This is a genomic window from Blastococcus sp. SYSU D00813, assembly GCF_054050735.1.
This window is the reverse complement of sequence record NZ_JBJGZX010000037.1, coordinates 12,500-29,923: the sequence shown is the minus strand read 5'-3', so window position 1 is coordinate 29,923 and position 17,424 is coordinate 12,500. Positions and strand designations below refer to the sequence as shown.

Sequence of the window (17,424 nt, the reverse complement as noted above, 5' to 3'; positions counted from 1 at the left end):
GGTGCGGATCCGCGCCCGACCCTCACCCGGTGACCGGCCGCGAGCACCGCATCGCCCTGCTCGTCGATGCCGAGAACGCGCCCGCGCGGGCGATCGAGGGGATCCTCGCCGAGGTGGCGCGGCACGGCTCGCCGACCGTCCGCCGCGCCTACGGCGACTGGACGAACCCGGCACTGGGCCCGTGGACGGCGGCGCTGCACCCCCACGCCATCCGCCCGGTGCAGCAGTTCCCGTACAGCACGGGCAAGAACGCCGTCGACATGGCGGTCGTCGTCGACGCCATGGACCTGCTCCACGCACGGTCGGTCGACGCCTTCGCGTTGGTCTCCAGCGACGCGGACTTCACCCCGCTCGTGCTGCGTCTCGTGGGGGACGGCGCCCCGGTGTACGGCTTCGGCGAGGCCAAGACCCCCACCCCCTTCGCCCGCGCCTGCACGCGGTTCACCGTCGTCCCGGCGACGCGCAGCGACGCGGGCCTGGCCGCTCACGTCCGCGCCGCCGTCGAGGCCGCGCGCGGGGACGACGGCTGGGCCGCGCTGAGTGCCGTCGGCTCCCGCCTGCGCGACCGCGGCGGCGTCGACCCACGGGCGCACGGCCACCGCCGGCTCAGCGACCTGGTCGAGGCCACCGGGCTCTTCGAGGTGAGACGCGACGGACTGCGCGTCCTCGTCCGCGACCGGCGGGCGGGCTGACGTCCGCACGCCGTCGTATGGAGCACTGGTGCTGCGGATGTAGCAGTCCTACTATCACGGCAATGCACCGGCGACCCGCGGAGGTCCGCATGGCCCTGCCCGCTCCCCCGTCCCCCGACGCCGTGGTCGAGGTCCGCGACCTGCGGATGGCCTACGGCGACCACGAGGTCCTGTCGGGCGTCGACTTCGACGTCCGGGCCGGTGAGGTGGTCTGCCTGCTGGGCCCCAACGGCGCCGGGAAGACCACCACGATCGAGGTGCTGGAGGGCTTCCGGCTCCGCTCGGCCGGGGACGTGCGCGTGCTGGGGCAGGACCCGGAGGACGCGGACGAGGCCTGGCGGGCGCGGGTGGGCGTCGTCCTCCAGTCCTGGCGGGACCACGCGCGGTGGACGCCGCGCCGGCTCCTCACCCAGCTCGGCGGCTACTACGCGCCCTACGCCACCGCGCAGCGCCCGCGGCCGTGGCCGGTCGACGACCTGCTGTCCGTCGTCGGCCTCACCGAGCACGCCGACCGCAAGGTCCTCACCCTGTCCGGCGGCCAGCGCCGCCGGCTGGACGTCGCCGTGGGCATCATCGGCCGCCCCGAGCTGCTCTTCCTCGACGAGCCGACCGCCGGGTTCGACCCGCAGGCCCGCCGCGACTTCCACGACCTGGTGCACCGGCTCGCCGACCTCGACGGGACGACGATCCTGCTGACCACGCACGACCTCGCCGAGGCCGAGAAGCTCGCCGACCGCATCCTCATCCTCGCCGGGGGGCGGATCGTCGCCGACGGGAGCGCCGCGGAGCTCACCCGGCAGGTGGCCGGTTCCAGCGAGGTGCGCTGGAGCGTCCGCGGCGAGCGCTTCGTGCACGCGACACCCGAGCCGACCCCGTTCGTCCGCCGGCTGTTCGAGCAGCACGGGGACGACGTCGCCGACCTCGAGGTGCACCGGGCGAGCCTGGAGGACACCTACATCGCCCTCGTCGCCCGGCACGAGCAGGCCGAGGGCGGCCGGCGCGAGCTGACCGGAGCGGCACGGTGAGCGCGCCGACCGGCACCCGCCCGGCCCCCGGCACCGCCCACGCCGTCCGGCTCGGGGTCCGGCGCGGGTGGACGGAGTTCGTCCAGAGCCTGCGCAGCCCGCAGGACCAGGCGTTCTACCTCGTCACCGCGCTCGGCACGCTGGTGTACCTGTGGATCAACCGCCAGGACGAGGTCGAGGGGACCTCCCTGCTGTACCCCACCGTCGCCCTGCCGGGCATCCTCGGCGCGCTGCTGGCCTTCGGCGTCGTCATCGGCCCCGCCTACGCGCTGGCGATGGAGCGCGAGGACGGCACGCTGCTGCGCCACAAGGCCCTGCCGCACGGGATGCAGGGCTACGTGACCGGCCAGCTCGTCTACCACTCCCTCGGGCTGGTGCCGTCGCTGCTGACCATCCTCGTGCCCGGGTTCCTGCTCTTCGACGGGCTGATGTCCGGCGGGGCCGGCGGCTGGCTGACGCTGGGCTGGGTCGTCGTCCTCGGCCTGGCGGCCACCCTGCCGTGGGGCATGGTGCTGGGCGCGGTCGTGCCGAGCACCCAGAAGGTGGGCACCTGGGGGATGCTCCCGGTCCTGGTCCTCACGGGGATCTCCGGCGTCTTCGCCCCGGTCCAGGCGCTGTGGGGGTGGCTGCAGGCGGTGGCCCAGGTCTTCCCCACCTACTGGATCGGCCTGGGCATGCGCTCGGCCTTCCTGCCCGATCCCGCGGCGGCCGCCGAGCTCGGCGGCACCTGGCGGACCGGCGCGACGGTGGCCGTGCTCGCCGCCTGGGCCGTCCTCGGGCTCCTGGTGGCCCCGCGGGTGCTGCGCCGGATGGCCCGGCGCCAGTCCGGCTCGCAGGTGCAGTCGGCACGGGAGGCGGCGCTGCAGTGGGTCCGGTGAGCACCGACCGCGGCGGCGACGCGGTCTACAACCGGATCGCCCTGCTGCGGGCCGAGCAGGGGGTCAGCCGGCGGGACCTCGCCGACGCGCTCGGGGTGCACTACCAGACCGTCGGCTACCTGGAGCGCGGCGAGTACAACCCGAGCCTGCACCTCGCGCTGCGGATCGCCGAGTTCTTCGGGCTGCCCGTGGAGGTCGTCTTCTCCACCCGGCCGTTCCCCCGGATCAGCGACTCCGCGCAGCCGTCCACCGACCCCCCGGCCGCCGCCGGCTGACCCTCCGGGGACGACCGCCGCGCACGCTCCCGTTGCGCCGGACCACGAACAGGGCCAGCGTGGGTACTCCTGTCCCCGGGATGAGGGAGACGTCCGTGCGCAACGAGGCCAAGCGTCGAGCGCAGGAAGCGCTGTTCGCCGCGATCGAGGACCAGGCACAGCACAACATGAAGGCCGCGCTGCGGCCCGCGGAGAAGGCCCAGCTCCTCCGGGACCTCGCCGAGGCCTACCGGCTCGCCGCCGGCGCCTCGGTGCCGTCGACGAAGGACCCCGGCGAGGCGTCGGGCGGCAACGGCCACCGCCGCCCCAGGGCGGAGGTCCCCCGTCCCCGGTCGGCGACGACCGAGGCGGCGCGGGACGGCGCGACCGCCCGCTGACGCCTCAGATGTTGGCGCCGTCGGCCGGCGGGTCCTCCGGCAGGGGGGCGGCGAAGCCGCTGCCCTCCGTCGCGGGCACGCTCGCGCCGACGGTGTACGACGTCATCGACAGCGAGCCGTACGCGTAGCCGTCGACGAGCACCTCCGCCGTGGTCCCCGTCGCGCCGGCCATGCCGGCGACGTAGAGCAGCGGCAGGAAGTGGTCGGGCGTCGGGACGGCGAGGTCGAAGTCGCGGTGCCCGTCGAGCCGGCCGACCGCGGACGGGTCGCCGAGCATGAGCTCGCGCGCGGCCTCGTCGAAGCGCCGTGCCCAGTCGAAGCCGGCGTCGGGCATCGCCCGGCTCACGCCGCCGAGGTTGTGCACCACGTTGCCGCTGCCGACCACCAGCACGCCGTCCTCCCGGAGCGGCGCGAGGTCGGCACCGAGCTGCAGGTGGTAGTCGGCGCTCTTGAGGGCGTTGATCGACAGCTGCACGACCGGCACGTCGGCGTCGGGGAAGACGTGCCGCAGGACCGACCAGGCGCCGTGGTCGATGCCCCAGCTGTCGAGGTCGGCGCCCACCCAGGTGGGCTTGACGACGTCGGCGACCTGCTCGTACAGCTCCGGGAGGCCGGGCGCGGGGTACTCGAGGTCGAAGAGCTCGGGCGGGAAGCCGAAGAAGTCGTGGATGGTGCGCGGCCGCGGCATCGCGGTCACCGCGGTGGCGTGCACGTACCAGTGGGCGGAGACCACCAGCACCGCCCGGGGCCGCGGCACCGAGCGGCCGAAGGTCCGCCAGGCCTCGGTGTACCGGTTGCGCTCCAGGGCGTTCATCGGGTTGCCGTGCCCGATGAACGCGGCGGGCATCAGGGTCATGGCGCCTCCCCTCGTGCGTCCGTCCCCCAGTCCTACCCCGCCCCGCCCGCCGCCCGCACCTCCCCGCGGGCCCGGCCGGTGTTCGACGTCGGCGGCACGCGGCGCAGCGCCGGGGAGAGCCAGCGCGCCCCGGTGCCGTACGCCGCCGCGGCGTCGCCGGGGTTGGACAGCGCGCAGCGCGACATCGACAGGCACCCGCAGCCGATGCAGGCGGTCAGCCCGTCGCGCAGCTGGGTCAGCGCGGCGATCTGCTCGTCCAGCCGCGCCCGCCAGGCCTGCGACAGCCGGGCCCAGTCGCGCGCCGTCGGCGTCCGTCCCTCCGGGAGGGTGGCCAGCGCGGCGCGGATCTCCGGCAGGGTCAGGCCCACGTTCTGCGCCGCGCGGATGAACGCCAGTCGGCGCAGCACCGAGCGCGGGAACCGGCGGGCGCCGCCCGGCGTGCGCTCGCAGCTGACCAGCCCCTCGGCCTCGTAGTAGCGCAGCGCCGAGACCGCCAGCCCGGACCGCGCCGCGACCTCGCCGATCGTCATGAGCTCCACGCCGGCATCCTCTTGACCTCGAGTGGACTTGAGGCAAGACGGTACCCGCCATGGACACCCGTACCGCCTTGATCACCGGCGCCTCCCGCGGCCTCGGCCGCGCGCTGGCCACCGCCCTCGCCGACCGGGGCTGGCGGCTCGTCGTCGACGGCCGGGACCCGGCCCGGCTCGCCGCCGCCGTCGCCGCCCTGCCGCACCCCGACCGGGTCACCGCCCTCGCCGGGGACGTGACCGACCCCGGCCACCGGGCCGCGCTCGCGGCCGCCGCCGGGGCCCGCCTCGACCTGCTGGTCAACAACGCCAGCGACCTCGGCCCGACCCCCCTCCCCCGCCTCGCCGACCTGCCGGCCGACGCCCTGCGGCGGGTGCTCGAGGTCAACACCGTGGCACCGGTGGCCCTGGTCCAGGCGGTGCTGCCCGCGCTGCGCGCCGCCCGCGGCCGGGTGCTCGACGTCAGCAGCGACGCCGCGGTCGAGGCCTACCCGGGCTGGGGCGGCTACGGCGCGAGCAAGGCCGCCCTCGACCAGCTGACCGCCGTCCTGGCGGTCGAGGAGCCGGCGCTGCGGGTGTACGCGGTCGACCCCGGCGACATGGCCACCGACATGCACCGCGCCGCCGCGCCCGACGACGACGGCCTGCCCGCGCCGGAGACCGTCGTCCCGGCGCTGCTGCGGCTGGTCGACGACGACCTGCCCGGCGGGCGCCACCGGGCGGCGGACCTGCTGGCGGTGGCCCGGTGACCGCCGGCTTCGCCCTGCCGCCCGGCGCCGAGGCGACCGCCCCGCCCGAGCGGCGCGGCGTGCCCCGCGACGGCGTCCGGCTGATGGCGGTGCGTCCCGGCGGCGTCACGCACCACGTCTTCCGCGACCTCCCCGACCTGCTGGCACCGGGTGACCTGCTGGTGGTCAACACCTCGGCGACGCTGCCGGCCCGGCTCGACGTCCGGCGGCGCGACGGGGTCGTGGCGCCGCTGCACGTCTCCACCACGCTGGACGACGGCGACTGGGTCGTCGAGCTGCGCCGGCCCGGCAACGACGGTCCCGACCCGGGCGTGGAGCCCGGCAGCACCGTGGACCTGCCCGGCGGCGGCGTGCTGCGCCTGCTGGCGGGCCACCCGCACCCCGGCCGCGGCTCCCGGCTGTGGCGGGCCCGCCCCGAGCCGCCGGTCCCGGCCCGGACCGTGCTGGCCGCACACGGACGGCCGGTGGCCTACGGCTACCTGCGCGCGCCGGTGCGGCTGGCCGACGCGCAGAACGTCTACGCCACCGAGCCCGGCAGCGCGGAGAACGCCAGCGCCGGCCGGCCGTTCACCGACCGGCTGCTGGTGCGGCTGATGGCCCGCGGCGTGCCGGTGGTGCCGGTCGTGCTGCACGCCGGGGTGTCCAGCCCGGAGCTGCACGAGCCGCCCGCTCCGGAGCGCTTCGCCGTCCCGGAGGTCACCGCCCGGCTGGTCACGGCCACCCGGCGGGCCGGCGGGCGGGTGGTCGCCGTCGGCACCACCGTGACGCGGGCGCTGGAGTCGGCGACCGGCGAGGACGGCGTCGTCCGCGCGGCCGCCGGCTGGACCGACCTCGTGCTCGGCCCGGACCGGCCGGCGCGGGCGGTCACCTGCCTGGTCACCGGGCTGCACGCGCCGGAGGCCTCGCACCTGCGGCTGCTCGAGGCGGTGGCGGGCGCGGAGCTGGTCGGGCAGGCCTACGCGGCCGCCGTCGCCGAGCGCTACCTCTGGCACGAGTACGGCGACTCGATGCTCTTCCTGCCGTGAGCGGAGTCGCTCGAGTGCAGGAACCGCGCTCGAGCGACTCCGCACCGGTGGCAGCGGCACGGGCTGCCCGGCAGGCTGGAGGCACCGGCGCGCGGGCCAGGACGGCCCCTCGCGCGCGCCGGACACGCCGGCCCCCACGACCGGCTCGGAGGTCCCCATGCCAGGCACGTGGCTCACCGGTGCGCGGACCGACGGCGACGGGCGCGACGACGGTGCGCGCGCTGTCCTGCTCGGCCTCCGGACCGGCGACGGCAGCACGGACGGGCCGGCGACCGATCCGCTCGAGGAGCTGGCCCGGCTGGCCGAGACCGACGGCGTCGACGTCGTCGGGCGGATGGTGCAGGTGCGCGACCACCCCGACCCGGCCACCTACCTGGGCAGCGGCAAGGTCGACGAGCTGGCCGGCTTGGTCCGGGAGAGGGACGCCGCGCTGGTGATCGCCGACGGCGACCTCTCCCCCGGTCAGGTCCGCACGCTGGAGGACCGCCTCGGCGCGCGGGTCGTCGACCGCACCGCGCTCATCCTCGACATCTTCGCCCAGCACGCGCGCAGCAGCGAGGGCAAGGCGCAGGTGGAGCTGGCCCAGCTGGCCTACCAGCTGCCGCGCCTGCGTGGGCACGGCACCGAGCTGTCCCGGGTCGGCGGCGGGCGGGTGGCCGGTGGGGCGGGCGCGGGCGTCCGCGGACCCGGTGAGCAGCGGCTGGAGACCCAGCGCCGGCACCTGCGCCGGCGGATGACGCTGCTCCGCCGGCAGGTCGCCGAGACGGCCCGCCGCCGGGAACGGACCCGCGGCCGGCGCCGGGCGCAGCGGGTGCCCTCGGTGGCGCTGACCGGCTACACCAACGCCGGCAAGTCGGCGCTGCTGAACCGGCTGACCGGGGCCGACGTGCTGGTCCAGGACGCCCTGTTCGCCACGCTCGACCCGACGGTCCGGCAGGCCCGGACCCCGGACGGCCGCGCCTACACCCTCGCCGACACCGTCGGCTTCGTCCGACACCTGCCCCACCAGCTGGTCGACGCGTTCCGCTCCACGCTCGAGGAGGTCGTCGACGCCGACCTGGTGCTGCACGTCGTCGACGCGAGCGCCCCGGACGCGATGGCGCAGGTGACCGCGGTCCGCGGCGTCCTCTACGAGATCGGCGCGCGGGACAACCGGGAGCTGCTCGCCCTCAACGAGGTCGACGTCGCACCCGAGGGGTGGCTGCGGGCGCTGCGGGCGGCGTACCCGGACGCCGTCCCGGTCTCTGCGGTGACCGGCGAGGGCATCGACGACCTGCGCCGGGCCATCGGCTCCGCGCTGGGCTGACCCGGCGGAGCTCCGTGGGCGCCACGGACCCCCTCCGCACCTACGCGATGCGCTCGGCGGCGTCCTCGAGGAGCACCGCACGCTCGAACGGCGTCCGCCGCGGGCAGGAGGTGCAGGTGGCCTCGTGCGGCAGCCGGTAGAGCAGGCAGCACGACGCCCGGCGGGTGAAGCGCACCGACCGCGGGCCGACGTCGACGTAGCGCGGCGGCGGCAGCGGCGCCCCGACCGCCGCCGCCAGCGGACCGGCCAGCGCGGTGACCGCGCCGACGTCGCCCAGCGCCCGCCCGAGCGCCAGCAGGCGGTTGGCGATCGAGTCGGTGGCCACCGCCCACAGCGGCGCCGGCCGCACGCCGCCGGCCTCCGCCACCGCGCCGACGACCGCGCCCAGCGTCTCCCGCAGGTCGGCCGCGACGTCGTCCCCCGGTCCGGCCGACACGGCGGCCACCGGGGTGCCGCCGGCGAGCAGCGTCACCGAGAGGTCGGGCAGCCGCGCCGACAGCGGGACGCCGGCGGCGAGCCCCGCCAGCGGCGGTGTCACGAGGACGGCGGACAGCGAGTACCACCACACGGTGGCGAGGACCCGCCGGTCGTCGCTGCGGTACCGCAGCCCGAGCTCGGCGACCCGCTCCGCCGTCCACCCGGGGTCGGCGAGCAGCGGCCCGGGGACGACGGTGCCCACCGGCGGGGCGACCAGCCCGAGCGCGCCCGCGCCGGGCACCCGGGCGGCCACCGCCGCCTGCCCGCCCTCCGTCACGGGCCCAGTCTGACCGGCGCCGTCGCAGCACCGCTGCAGCGGGGAGACGCCGCACGGCCCGGAGCCATACGGTGTGGTCCGGAGCACCGTCAACCGGCCTCGCTGCAGGGGCCCGCGCCGAGCGTGCGAGGTGTGGGCGGCAGCGAGGTCCTCTCTGGGAGGGATCGATGACCGAGTCGACCGAGGTGGAGGGCCGCCGCTTCCCGGTGCCCGAGCAGCTGGCCGCGCAGGCCAACGTGGGGCCGGACGTCTACGCCGAGGCCGAGCGCGACCGGCTGGCGTTCTGGGCCACCCAGGCGCGCCGGCTGACGTGGGCGCAGGAGTGGGACGAGGTGCTCGACTGGAGCAACCCGCCCTTCGCCAAGTGGTTCGTCGGCGGGAAGCTGAACGTCGCCTACAACTGCCTGGACCGGCACGTCGAGGCCGGCCACGGCGACCAGGTCGCCTACCACTGGGAGGGCGAGCCCGGCGACACCCGGACCATCACCTACGCCGAGCTCACCCGCGAGGTCTGCAAGGCGGCGAACGCGCTGGTCGAGCTGGGCGTCGAGGCCGGCGACCGGGTGGCCATCTACATGCCGATGATCCCGGAGACGATCGTCGCGATGCTGGCCTGCGCCCGGATCGGCGCCGTCCACATGGTCGTCTTCGGCGGCTTCTCCGCCGACGCGCTGGCCAGCCGGCTCGACGACGCCGGCGCCGTCCTCGTCGTCACCGCCGACGGCGGGTACCGCCGCGGCGCGCCCAGCGCGCTCAAGCCCGCGGTCGACGACGCCGTCGGCCGCAGCCCCGGCGTGCGCAACGTGCTCGTCGTCCGCCGCACCGAGCAGGACGTCGAGTGGACCGAGGGCCGCGACCTGTGGTGGCACGACGTCGTCGACCGGCAGTCCGACCAGCACACGCCCGAGGCGTTCGACGCCGAGCACCCGCTCTACATCATGTACACGTCGGGGACGACGGCGAAGCCGAAGGGCATCCTGCACACCTCCGGCGGCTACCTCACCCAGGTCGCCTACACGCACTGGGCGACCTTCGACCTGAAGCCCGACAGCGACGTCTACTGGACGGCGGCCGACGTCGGCTGGGTGACCGGCCACAGCTACATCGTCTACGGGCCGCTGGCCAACCGGGCCACCAGCGTGATGTACGAGGGGACGCCGGAGACCCCGCACCGCGGCCGCTGGTTCGAGCTCGTCGAGAAGTACCGGGTCTCGATCCTCTACACCGCGCCCACGGTCATCCGGACCTTCATGAAGTGGGGCGAGGACATCCCCGCCGGCTTCGACCTCACCTCGCTGCGGCTGCTGGGCTCGGTCGGCGAGCCGATCAACCCCGAGGCCTGGCTCTGGTACCACGAGCACATCGGCGGCGGCCGCTGCCCGATCGTCGACACCTGGTGGCAGACGGAGACCGGCGCGCACATGATCACGCCGCTGCCCGGCGTGACCGACCTGAAGCCCGGCTCGGCGCAGACGCCCTTCCCCGGGATCAGCGCGAAGGTCGTCGACGACGAGGGCAACGAGCTCGGCGACGACTCCACCGGCCTGCTGGTGCTCACGGCCCCGTGGCCGTCGATGCTGCGCACCATCTGGGGCGACGACGACCGCTACGTCGACACCTACTGGTCGCGCTTCGGCAAGGAGGTCTACTTCGCCGGGGACGGCGCCAAGAAGGACGCCGACGGCGACATCTGGCTGCTGGGCCGGGTCGACGACGTCATGAACGTCTCCGGCCACCGCATCTCCACCACCGAGGTCGAGTCCTCGCTGGTGGCGCACCCGACGGTGGCCGAGGCCGCGGTCGTGGGCGCCAGCGACCCGACGACCGGCCAGGGCATCGTCGCCTTCGTGATCCTGCGCGGCGGCGCCGAGGACTCCGGCGAGGACCTGGTGCAGACGCTGCGCAACCACGTCGCCCGCGACATCGGCCCGATCGCCAAGCCGCGGCAGATCATGGTCGTCCAGGAGCTGCCCAAGACCCGCTCGGGCAAGATCATGCGCCGCCTGCTGCGGGACGTGGCCGAGAACCGGGAGCTGGGTGACGTCACCACGCTGACCGACTCCTCGGTCATGAACCTCATCAAGGAGAAGCTCCCCGCGTCGTCCTCGGAGGACTGACGAAGGCCCCCTGCCCCACCGCTCGCGAGCTCGCGGCCGGCCCCTGCCGGGGGCCGCCGCGGGCTCGTTCGGGGGACGCGGAGCGCGAGCAGCCGGGGGATCCGGCACGATCACGCAGAGAGACCGTGGTGGCCGGCCGGCCGCCGCCCGACCGAGGAGGAGCCACTCGTGGCCCACAGCGCATCCACGACCCCGCCCGGAGGGCGGCCCGCCGGCGCCGAGGAGCCCTCGATCGGCACCCTCGTGCAGAGCGCGATGGCCGACGTCTCCACGCTGATCCGCAGCGAGATCGAGCTGGCCAAGGCCGAGATCGGGCGGTCGGCGAAGAAGGCCGGCGTGGGCGTCGCGCTGTTCGCGGTGGCCGGCGTCCTGCTGGCCTTCGCCGGCATCTACCTGTTCGTCGCCATCGCCGAGGCGATCGCCGAGGGGCTGCCGCGCTGGCTGTCCTACCTGATCGTGACCGTGTTCCTGGCGCTGCTGGCCGGGTTGGCCGCGTTCGTCGGCCTCCGGATGCTGAAGAAGATCGACAAGCCGGAGCGGACGCTCGAGTCGCTCAAGGAGCTGCCCGACGTGATGCACCGGGAGGCCCCGGGCCAGCGCCGCCGCGACCTGCCGACGATCGCCCCCGGCGGGCAGGTCACGCGCCGCGACCCCGACACCTACCTGGTCTGACGCGCGCCGGCACGTGACCCCTCCCGCCGAGGAGCTGCCGGACGCCACCAGCGTCCTGCTCCCGGGCCCGTGGTCGCACCGGGACCTCTCGGCCAACGGCGTGCGCCTGCACGTCGCCGAGGCCGGCAGCGGCCCGCTCGTGGTGCTCCTGCACGGCTTCCCGCAGTTCTGGTGGACCTGGCGCGCCCAGCTGCCCGCGCTGGCCGACGCCGGGCTGCACGCCGTCGCGCCCGACCTGCGCGGCTACGGCGCCAGCGACAAGCCGCCCCGCGGCTACGACCTGCCGACGGCGGCCGCGGACGTCGCCGCGCTGATCCGCGCCCTCGGTGAGCGGGACGCCGTGCTGGTGGGCCACGACTGGGGCGCGCTCGTCGCCTGGACCGTGGCCGCGCTGCACCCGCGCAGCGTCCGCCGCCTCGTCGTCCTCTCCATGGCCCACCCGCGGCGGCTGCGCGCCGGCATGGCCGACCCCGCGCAGCGGCGGGCGTTCCGCTACTTCCTCGGCGCCCAGCTGCCGCGGCTGCCCGAGCGGCGGCTCACCCGCGCCGACGACGACCCGGTGGCCGACCTCCTGCGCCGCTGGTCGGGGCCGGCGTGGACGCACACGGCGGACTTCGCCGAGGCGGTGGACCGGTACCGGTCGGCCGCCCGCATCCCGCAGGCCGCGTACGGCTCGATGGAGTACTTCCGGTGGGCCGGGCGCTCGCAGCTGCGCCCCGACGGGCTGCGCTACGCCCGGCGGATGTCCGCGCCGATCACCGCGCCGACCCTGCAGCTGCACGGGGAGGTCGACACCTGCGTGCTGGGCTCGACCGTCGCGGGCTCCGGCCGGTACGTGGCCGGCGCCTACGAGCTGCGGGAGCTGACCGGGATCGGCCACTTCCCGCAGGAGGAGGACCCGGACACGGTCACCCGCGCCCTGCTCTCCTGGGCCACCTGAGGGGACGGAACGGCCCCCTCGCAGGGCCCCGCCGCGAGCGGAGCGAGTGGTGGGGGGCGAGGGGGTCCTTCATTCGCAGGGGCCGGTGTCGACCGCCGCGGTCGCCGTCTGGCCGATCCGCCGGGCCTCGGCGACCTGCTGGGCGGTCAGCGCGTAGCCGGTGGTCGGGTCGGTGATCGCCGAGGCGAACACCACGCCGAGGACCCGGCCGCTGCTGTCGAACAGCGGTCCGCCGGAGTTGCCGGCCCGCACCTCGCCGTAGAGGGCGTAGACGTCGCGCTGCACGGTCCGCTCGTCCCGGAAGTCCGGCCCGCTGATCTCGCCGCGGTCCCGCACCCGCGCCGGCCCGACGAACAGCCCGCCGCCGCCGGGGTAGCCCATGATGATCGCGTCGGCGCCGAAGTCGACCGGGTCGGGGGCCCAGGTCAGCGGCACCTGCGGCAGGTCCGGCACGGCGAGGACGGCGACGTCGACCTCCGGGTCCACGAACACCGGGATGGCCTCGTACTCCTCGCCCTCGGCCGTGACCACCGGCTCGCTCACGCCGGCCAGCACGTGCGCGTTGGTCATGACCCGCTCGGGCGCGTAGACGAAGCCGGAGCCGTCGATCTGCCGCGAGCAGGAGCCGGCCACGCCGCGGATCTGCACCACCGACCCCTGCACGTCCGCCACGACCGTGCTGTCGCGCAGCGCCGGGTCGGGGGCGGGCACGTCGCGCACCTCGGTGGGGGTCAGCGGGTCGAGGACGTCGGGCAGCCCGCGCCGCTCGATCGCCTCCCGCAGCTGGTCGTAGACCGCCCGCACCCCGTCGGGGACGCTCGCGTCGACCGCCTTGACCAGCGCCGACTGCCGCACCTGGTTGGCCACCTCGGGGAACGGGGCGGTGGCCAGCGGGGTGGCCACCATCCACGCCACGAGCAGCACCGCGACCGCCGACAGCGCCGCCCCGGCGACGGAGTCGACGACCTTGGCCGGCTCCCACGTCACCCGGCTGCGCACCGCCCGCCCGATCGCGCCGGCCAGCAGCTGCCCGAGCAGCGCCCCGGCGAGGACGACGACGAGCGCGGCGAACACCCGCGCCACCGGGGAGGCGTCGACGCTGTCGGCCACGGCCCCGGACAGCTGGGCGCCGACGACCGCCCCGCCGAAGAACCCGAGGAAGGACGCGGCCGAGACCAGCAGCCCCTGCCGGAAGCCGGAGAACGCGAACGCCAGCGCCAGGACGATGACGACGAGGTCGACGAAGGACACGGCCTCAGGTCACCCCGCGACCGTCATGGTGCCGACCTGCCCGAGCTGGATGTGGAAGCTGCAGTCGAAGGGGTAGTCGCCGACCGCGGTGACCTCGAACTCGATCGTGTCGCTCTCCCCCGGCTGCAGCAGCGGGATCTCCTCGTCGATCTCGGCGACGCCGGCGCCGGGCGTGAAGCGGAAGTTGTGCACCATCTGCTCGGCGGTGTTGCGCACGGTGACGCGCACCCGCCCGGGGGAGACGGTGAAGGCGTCGGGCACGAAGACGTAGTCGTCGGGGGTCTCGAGGGTGATCTCCTGGACCCCGTCGGGGGCGGTGGTCACCGAGCCCGGCGCCGCCGCGCCCGAGGAGGACGCCGCTCCCCCGCCGCCGTCGTCGTCCCCGCCGCACCCGGCGAGCGCGACCGTGGACAGCACGAGGCCGGCGGCCAGCACCGCCCCCCGCCGGGCCGTGCGCCGCCGCAGCAGGCCGGCTTCGCTCATCGCCCGGGAACCGTACGCGCCGCGGCGTCGCCCTGCCCGTGATCGGCGACCGTCGGCGCGGCGGCGTCCTCGGTCCCGCCCTGCTCCACCGAGCCCGGCACCCGGCCGGGCCGGATCTTCTCCGGGTCGATCGGCCGGACGTCGGTGACGTCCCACGGGCGGGCGAGCCCCGAGGCCTCGAGGATCGCCTCGAGCACCCCGGCGGTGAACCCCCAGACCTCCATGTCCGCCACGGCGAACGCCGGCCCCAGGAACCCGGCGGGGTGCTTGAGCCGGTAGCGGTTGGCCGGGTCGGCGAGCTCGGCCAGCGGCACGCGCGCCACGCGGGCGACCTCCCGGGGGTCGCCGACGACGACCTCCGAGGGCTCGTCCCACCAGGCGACGACCGGGACGACGAGGTTGTCCGAGGGGCCCAGGAACAGCTCGGGCAGCGTGCCCAGCACCCGGACGCCGGCCGGGTCCACCCCGGCCTCCTCCTCCGCCTCGCGCAGCGCGGTGCCCACCGGGTAGTCGTCGCCGGGGTCGGCGCCGCCGCCGGGGAACGCCGGCTGCCCGGCGTGGGTGCGCAGGTGCGCGGACTTCTCGATGAGCAGGACGTCGGGGCCGTGCGGGCCCTCGCCGAAGAGCACCAGCACCGCGGAGCGGCGGGCGGTGGCGGTGCGCTCCTGCATGCGGTGGCGCAGCGGCAGGTCCCGGGCCGAGGCCATCAGCCGCCGCAGGAACTCCGGCAGGTCGCCGTCCGGGTCGCTCACCGCGTCGCCCGCACCGTGGCTCACAGCTGGATCCCGAGGTGCTCGGCGACCAGTGCGGCCAGCTCGTCGACCGAGTCGACCGGACCGACCTGCACGAAGGCCACGCCGCCGTCGGCGTCGAGGAAGTAGGTGTAGGGCAGCGCGCCGATGCCCAGCTCGGCCATCAGGTCGCCGTCGCCGTCGAAGGCGGAGGGGAAGGTGGCGTCGGCCTCCTCGGCGAAGGACTCGGCCTGCGGCGCGCCGTCGCGGCTGATCACGCCGACCACGCCGAGCCGGTCGCCGGCCCGGTCGGCCAGCCCCTGCACGAGCGGGAGCTCCTCGCGGCAGGGGCCGCACCAGCTGGCCCAGAGGTTGACCACGGTCGGGACGCCGGGCGCGCGGGCGAGGTCGAGGGTGCCGCCGCCGGGGCAGTCGAACTCCAGGGCGGGGAGGGTCTCCTCGCCCTGGGCCGGCCGCTCGGGCTGCTCGGCGCACGCCGCCATCACCGTGTCCGCGAAGGCCGGCTCGGGTGGGGTGTCGCCGCCGTCGTCGTCCGCCGTGCACCCGGCGAGGACGGCGACGGCGGCCAGCGCCGCCCCGGCGAGGGCGCGCCTCACTCGGTGTCCGAGGCGGCCGGGGTCTTCACCAGCTCGACCGCCTTCTCCGGGTCGGTCGGGCCGATGCCGTACGAGGGGCACCAGCGGGCCAGCCCGCACGCGCCGCACGCCGCCTTCTTCGCGTGGCAGACCCGCCGCCCGTGGAAGATCACGCGGTGGCTGAACGTGGTCCACTCGCGCTTGGGGATCAGCTCGGCGATCTCGGCCTCGACCTTCACCGGGTCCTCCTCCGCCGTCCACCCGAAGCGACGGACCAGCCGGCCGAAGTGGGTGTCGACGGTCAGGCCGGGGACGTCGAAGGCGTTGCCGAGGACGACGTTCGCCGTCTTGCGGCCCACCCCGGGCAGGGTGACCAGGTCGGCCATGCGGCCGGGGACCTCGCCGTCGAACCGCTCGACCAGCGCCTGCGCCAGCCCGAGCACCGAGTTCGCCTTGGCCCGGAAGAAGCCGGTGGGCTTGAGGATCTCCTCCAGCTCCGCGCGGTCGGCGCCGGCGAGCGCGACCGGGTCCGGGTACCGGGCGAACAGCCGCGGCGTCACCTTGTTCACCATCTTGTCGGTGGTCTGCGCCGACAGCACGGTCGCGACCAGCAGCTCGAAGGCGTTGGTGAAGTCGAGCTCGCAGTGCGCGTCGGGGTGGATGACGGCCAGCTCGCGGGCCATCCGCCGGGCCCGCCGGGTGCGCGCCAGCGGCGTCTCGTCGGGGTCGTACGGCACGCCGCCGCGGGCCGCGGTGCGGCGCGCCGGCGCGGATCGGGGCGGGACGGGGCGTGCGTAGGCCGGCGAGGACACGCGATCGAGGGTATGCGGCGGGGCTGACGGCGCGGACGTGCGATCATCGCCGACGGCACCGCCCCGGGCATGGAGGCCCGACACGGGGGTAACGGAATGGACGGGCGTCACAGGCGTCGTCGTTCCCGGACCGGAAGAGGAGGTACCGGTGGTCGCCCTCGTCGTGATCCTGTTCCCGCCGCTGCTCATCGCCTTCCTGCTGGTGATGGAGCGCGTGGAGGAACCGCTGCGGCGCCCGACGAGCCCGCGCGAGGTCGCGGACTTCGTCGACACCGCCACGCCCGGCGAGGTGGAGACGCTGACCAACTCCGGCGTGGGCCGGGCGATGGGCCGCTGGCGGCGTCGCCGCCGCGTGAAGCGCGCCACTCCCCCGCTGGTCTGACGAAGGACTTCGTCCTCCTCACCCCTCGCGAGCTCGGGGCGAGCCTCGGGACGGGGCCTGGCTCACCCCTCCGGGGTGGGCCTCCGTGCCCGATCGGGTGACCGCGCGCACAGCCCCACTAGACTCGCCCCGAGATCGGCGACCGCTGCCCGTGTGCGGCCCTCGCCGGTGCGGAACGCCGTGTGTGCCGAGCGATCGGTCGAGAGGACGCGTAGTGGACGAGGTGCTGGCCCAGTCCGGGCTCTTCCAGGGGCTGTCGGAGGAGGCCGTGACACCGGTCATCAGCCGGCTGGAGACGATCACCCTGCCCCGGGGCCGGGTCGTCTTCAACGAGGGCGAGCCGGGCGACAGCCTGTACATCGTCATCTCGGGCAAGATCAAGCTGTCCAAGCGGTCCCCCGACGGTCGCGAGAACGTGCTGGCCGTGATGGGCCCGTCCGACCAGTTCGGTGAGCTGTCCGTGTTCGACCCCGGCCCGCGCACCGCTACGGCGACCGCGGTGACCGACGTCAAGCTGGCCCGCATGCCGCAGACGGTGCTGCGGCCGTGGATCGACAGCCACCCGGAGATCGGCGAGAAGCTGCTCCAGGTCCTGGCCCGCCGCCTGCGCCGCACGAACGACTCGGTCGCCGACCTGATCTTCACCGACGTCCCCGGCCGCGTGGCCAAGGCGCTGCTGCAGATGGCCGACCGGTTCGGCAGCCGCGAGAGCGACGGGCTGCGGGTCAAGCACGACCTGACCCAGGAGGAGCTGGCCCAGCTGGTCGGCGCCTCCCGCGAGACCGTGAACAAGGCGCTGGCCGACTTCGTGCACCGCGGCTGGATCCAGCTGCAGGGCAAGTCGGTCGTCGTCCTCGACGAGGACCGCCTGCGCCGCCGCGCCCGGTAGACAGGGGCTCGACCCGGCGGACCGATCGCGGGGCCCGGAGGGCTCCCGATCGGGACGCCGCGCAGGGCTCAGCGCAGGCCGGGG

At 75.7% G+C, this 17,424-nt stretch carries 21 protein-coding genes; 13 read left to right on the top strand and 8 right to left on the bottom strand.

The annotated features are described in order from the left end of the window. The first annotated feature begins 29 nt into the window (after positions 1 to 29). From ACI8AX_RS19565 to ACI8AX_RS19545, 5 genes are all read left to right on the top strand, one after another. Positions 30 to 692 (top strand): NYN domain-containing protein, encoded by a 663-nt coding sequence (locus ACI8AX_RS19565; RefSeq protein WP_456551524.1) that lies wholly within the window; start codon positions 30 to 32, stop codon positions 690 to 692. 62 nt (positions 693 to 754) lie between these two features. Next, positions 755 to 1,717, top strand: coding sequence for an ABC transporter ATP-binding protein (locus tag ACI8AX_RS19560; RefSeq protein WP_456551523.1), 963 nt, complete (start codon positions 755 to 757; stop codon positions 1,715 to 1,717). Continuing rightward, a complete protein-coding gene (locus tag ACI8AX_RS19555; RefSeq protein ID WP_456551522.1) occupies positions 1,714 to 2,595 on the top strand; it encodes an ABC transporter permease in 882 nt (293 codons plus the stop codon). Before ACI8AX_RS19560 ends, ACI8AX_RS19555 begins: the two co-directional genes overlap by 4 nt. Then, on the top strand, positions 2,592 to 2,870 hold the full coding sequence (locus tag ACI8AX_RS19550) for a helix-turn-helix transcriptional regulator (protein ID WP_456551521.1): 279 nt from the start codon (positions 2,592 to 2,594) through the stop codon (positions 2,868 to 2,870). Before ACI8AX_RS19555 ends, ACI8AX_RS19550 begins: the two co-directional genes overlap by 4 nt. 80 nt (positions 2,871 to 2,950) lie before the next feature. After that, entirely contained in the window at positions 2,951 to 3,247 is a 297-nt protein-coding gene (locus ACI8AX_RS19545; protein WP_456551520.1) for a hypothetical protein, read from the top strand. Positions 3,248 to 3,251: 4 nt separating this feature from the next. Here the strand turns inward: ACI8AX_RS19545 and ygiD are convergent, their stop codons facing one another. Continuing rightward, a complete protein-coding gene (gene ygiD / locus ACI8AX_RS19540; RefSeq protein WP_456551519.1) occupies positions 3,252 to 4,103 on the bottom strand; it encodes a 4,5-DOPA-extradiol-dioxygenase in 852 nt (283 codons plus the stop codon). Positions 4,104 to 4,135: 32 nt separating this feature from the next. Then, positions 4,136 to 4,633, bottom strand: a complete 498-nt coding sequence (gene soxR, locus ACI8AX_RS19535) for a redox-sensitive transcriptional activator SoxR (protein WP_456551540.1) — start codon at positions 4,631 to 4,633, stop codon at positions 4,136 to 4,138. Positions 4,634 to 4,692: 59 nt separating this feature from the next. Between soxR and ACI8AX_RS19530 the strand changes: the two genes are divergently transcribed. The 3 genes from ACI8AX_RS19530 to hflX all read left to right on the top strand — a co-directional run bounded on the left by ACI8AX_RS19530 (position 4,693) and on the right by hflX (position 7,713). Then, entirely contained in the window at positions 4,693 to 5,382 is a 690-nt protein-coding gene (locus ACI8AX_RS19530) for an SDR family NAD(P)-dependent oxidoreductase (protein ID WP_456551518.1), read from the top strand. Further along, complete coding sequence (locus ACI8AX_RS19525; RefSeq protein WP_456551517.1) at positions 5,379 to 6,407, top strand: S-adenosylmethionine:tRNA ribosyltransferase-isomerase; 1,029 nt, start codon at positions 5,379 to 5,381, stop codon at positions 6,405 to 6,407. The genes ACI8AX_RS19530 and ACI8AX_RS19525 overlap by 4 nt, the downstream gene beginning before the upstream one ends. A 157-nt stretch (positions 6,408 to 6,564) precedes the next feature. After that, the gene (gene hflX / locus ACI8AX_RS19520) at positions 6,565 to 7,713 is read left to right on the top strand and encodes a GTPase HflX (RefSeq protein WP_456551516.1); all 1,149 of its coding nucleotides are present in this window, start codon (positions 6,565 to 6,567) and stop codon (positions 7,711 to 7,713) included. A gap of 40 nt (positions 7,714 to 7,753) precedes the next feature. Here hflX and ACI8AX_RS19515 read toward each other — a convergent pair whose 3' ends face one another. After that, a complete protein-coding gene (locus ACI8AX_RS19515) occupies positions 7,754 to 8,467 on the bottom strand; it encodes a (2Fe-2S)-binding protein (protein ID WP_456551515.1) in 714 nt (237 codons plus the stop codon). 167 nt (positions 8,468 to 8,634) lie between these two features. Between ACI8AX_RS19515 and acs the strand changes: the two genes are divergently transcribed. The 3 genes from acs (at position 8,635) to ACI8AX_RS19500 (ending at position 12,196) form a co-directional block, all read left to right on the top strand. After that, positions 8,635 to 10,584: an acetate--CoA ligase gene (gene acs / locus ACI8AX_RS19510; RefSeq protein ID WP_456551514.1), complete on the top strand. Its 1,950-nt coding sequence runs from the start codon at positions 8,635 to 8,637 to the stop codon at positions 10,582 to 10,584. A gap of 168 nt (positions 10,585 to 10,752) precedes the next feature. Further along, on the top strand, positions 10,753 to 11,256 hold the full coding sequence (locus ACI8AX_RS19505) for a phage holin family protein (protein WP_456551513.1): 504 nt from the start codon (positions 10,753 to 10,755) through the stop codon (positions 11,254 to 11,256). 13 nt (positions 11,257 to 11,269) lie between these two features. Then, entirely contained in the window at positions 11,270 to 12,196 is a 927-nt protein-coding gene (locus ACI8AX_RS19500) for an alpha/beta fold hydrolase (RefSeq protein ID WP_456551512.1), read from the top strand. 69 nt (positions 12,197 to 12,265) lie between these two features. Here ACI8AX_RS19500 and ACI8AX_RS19495 read toward each other — a convergent pair whose 3' ends face one another. From ACI8AX_RS19495 to nth, 5 genes are read right to left on the bottom strand one after another with little or no spacing between them, the layout of a single operon-like run. Then, positions 12,266 to 13,447, bottom strand: a complete 1,182-nt coding sequence (locus ACI8AX_RS19495; protein WP_456551511.1) for a MarP family serine protease — start codon at positions 13,445 to 13,447, stop codon at positions 12,266 to 12,268. Between the two features lie 9 nt (positions 13,448 to 13,456). Further along, positions 13,457 to 13,930: a plastocyanin/azurin family copper-binding protein gene (locus tag ACI8AX_RS19490; protein WP_456551510.1), complete on the bottom strand. Its 474-nt coding sequence runs from the start codon at positions 13,928 to 13,930 to the stop codon at positions 13,457 to 13,459. Then, positions 13,927 to 14,706: an NUDIX hydrolase gene (locus tag ACI8AX_RS19485; RefSeq protein WP_456551509.1), complete on the bottom strand. Its 780-nt coding sequence runs from the start codon at positions 14,704 to 14,706 to the stop codon at positions 13,927 to 13,929. Before ACI8AX_RS19485 ends, ACI8AX_RS19490 begins: the two co-directional genes overlap by 4 nt. Beyond that, positions 14,703 to 15,278 carry a TlpA family protein disulfide reductase gene (locus ACI8AX_RS19480; protein ID WP_456551508.1) on the bottom strand — a complete coding sequence of 192 codons (576 nt, stop codon included), beginning with the start codon at positions 15,276 to 15,278 and terminating at the stop codon, positions 14,703 to 14,705. The genes ACI8AX_RS19485 and ACI8AX_RS19480 overlap by 4 nt, the downstream gene beginning before the upstream one ends. Next, positions 15,275 to 16,069: an endonuclease III gene (gene nth, locus ACI8AX_RS19475; RefSeq protein WP_456551507.1), complete on the bottom strand. Its 795-nt coding sequence runs from the start codon at positions 16,067 to 16,069 to the stop codon at positions 15,275 to 15,277. The genes ACI8AX_RS19480 and nth overlap by 4 nt, the downstream gene beginning before the upstream one ends. 148 nt (positions 16,070 to 16,217) lie before the next feature. Between nth and ACI8AX_RS19470 the strand changes: the two genes are divergently transcribed. After that, positions 16,218 to 16,451, top strand: coding sequence for a hypothetical protein (locus ACI8AX_RS19470; protein ID WP_456551506.1), 234 nt, complete (start codon positions 16,218 to 16,220; stop codon positions 16,449 to 16,451). Between the two features lie 214 nt (positions 16,452 to 16,665). Beyond that, entirely contained in the window at positions 16,666 to 17,340 is a 675-nt protein-coding gene (locus ACI8AX_RS19465) for a Crp/Fnr family transcriptional regulator (protein ID WP_456551505.1), read from the top strand. The last annotated feature ends 84 nt before the right edge of the window (positions 17,341 to 17,424 follow it).

What these genes read in the sequence shown, in the direction of transcription:
- ACI8AX_RS19560 (WP_456551523.1), top strand. Translation starts at nt 755, where the DNA reads ATGCACCGGCGACCCGCGGAGGTCCGCATGGCCCTGCCCGCTCCCCCG.
- acs (WP_456551514.1), top strand. Translation starts at nt 8,635, where the DNA reads ATGACCGAGTCGACCGAGGTGGAGGGCCGCCGCTTCCCGGTGCCCGAG.
- ACI8AX_RS19490 (WP_456551510.1), bottom strand. Translation starts at nt 13,930, where the DNA reads ATGAGCGAAGCCGGCCTGCTGCGGCGGCGCACGGCCCGGCGGGGGGCG.
- ACI8AX_RS19530 (WP_456551518.1), top strand. Translation starts at nt 4,693, where the DNA reads ATGGACACCCGTACCGCCTTGATCACCGGCGCCTCCCGCGGCCTCGGC.
- ygiD (WP_456551519.1), bottom strand. Translation starts at nt 4,103, where the DNA reads ATGACCCTGATGCCCGCCGCGTTCATCGGGCACGGCAACCCGATGAAC.
- soxR (WP_456551540.1), bottom strand. Translation starts at nt 4,633, where the DNA reads ATGACGATCGGCGAGGTCGCGGCGCGGTCCGGGCTGGCGGTCTCGGCG.
- ACI8AX_RS19545 (WP_456551520.1), top strand. Translation starts at nt 2,951, where the DNA reads ATGAGGGAGACGTCCGTGCGCAACGAGGCCAAGCGTCGAGCGCAGGAA.
- hflX (WP_456551516.1), top strand. Translation starts at nt 6,565, where the DNA reads ATGCCAGGCACGTGGCTCACCGGTGCGCGGACCGACGGCGACGGGCGC.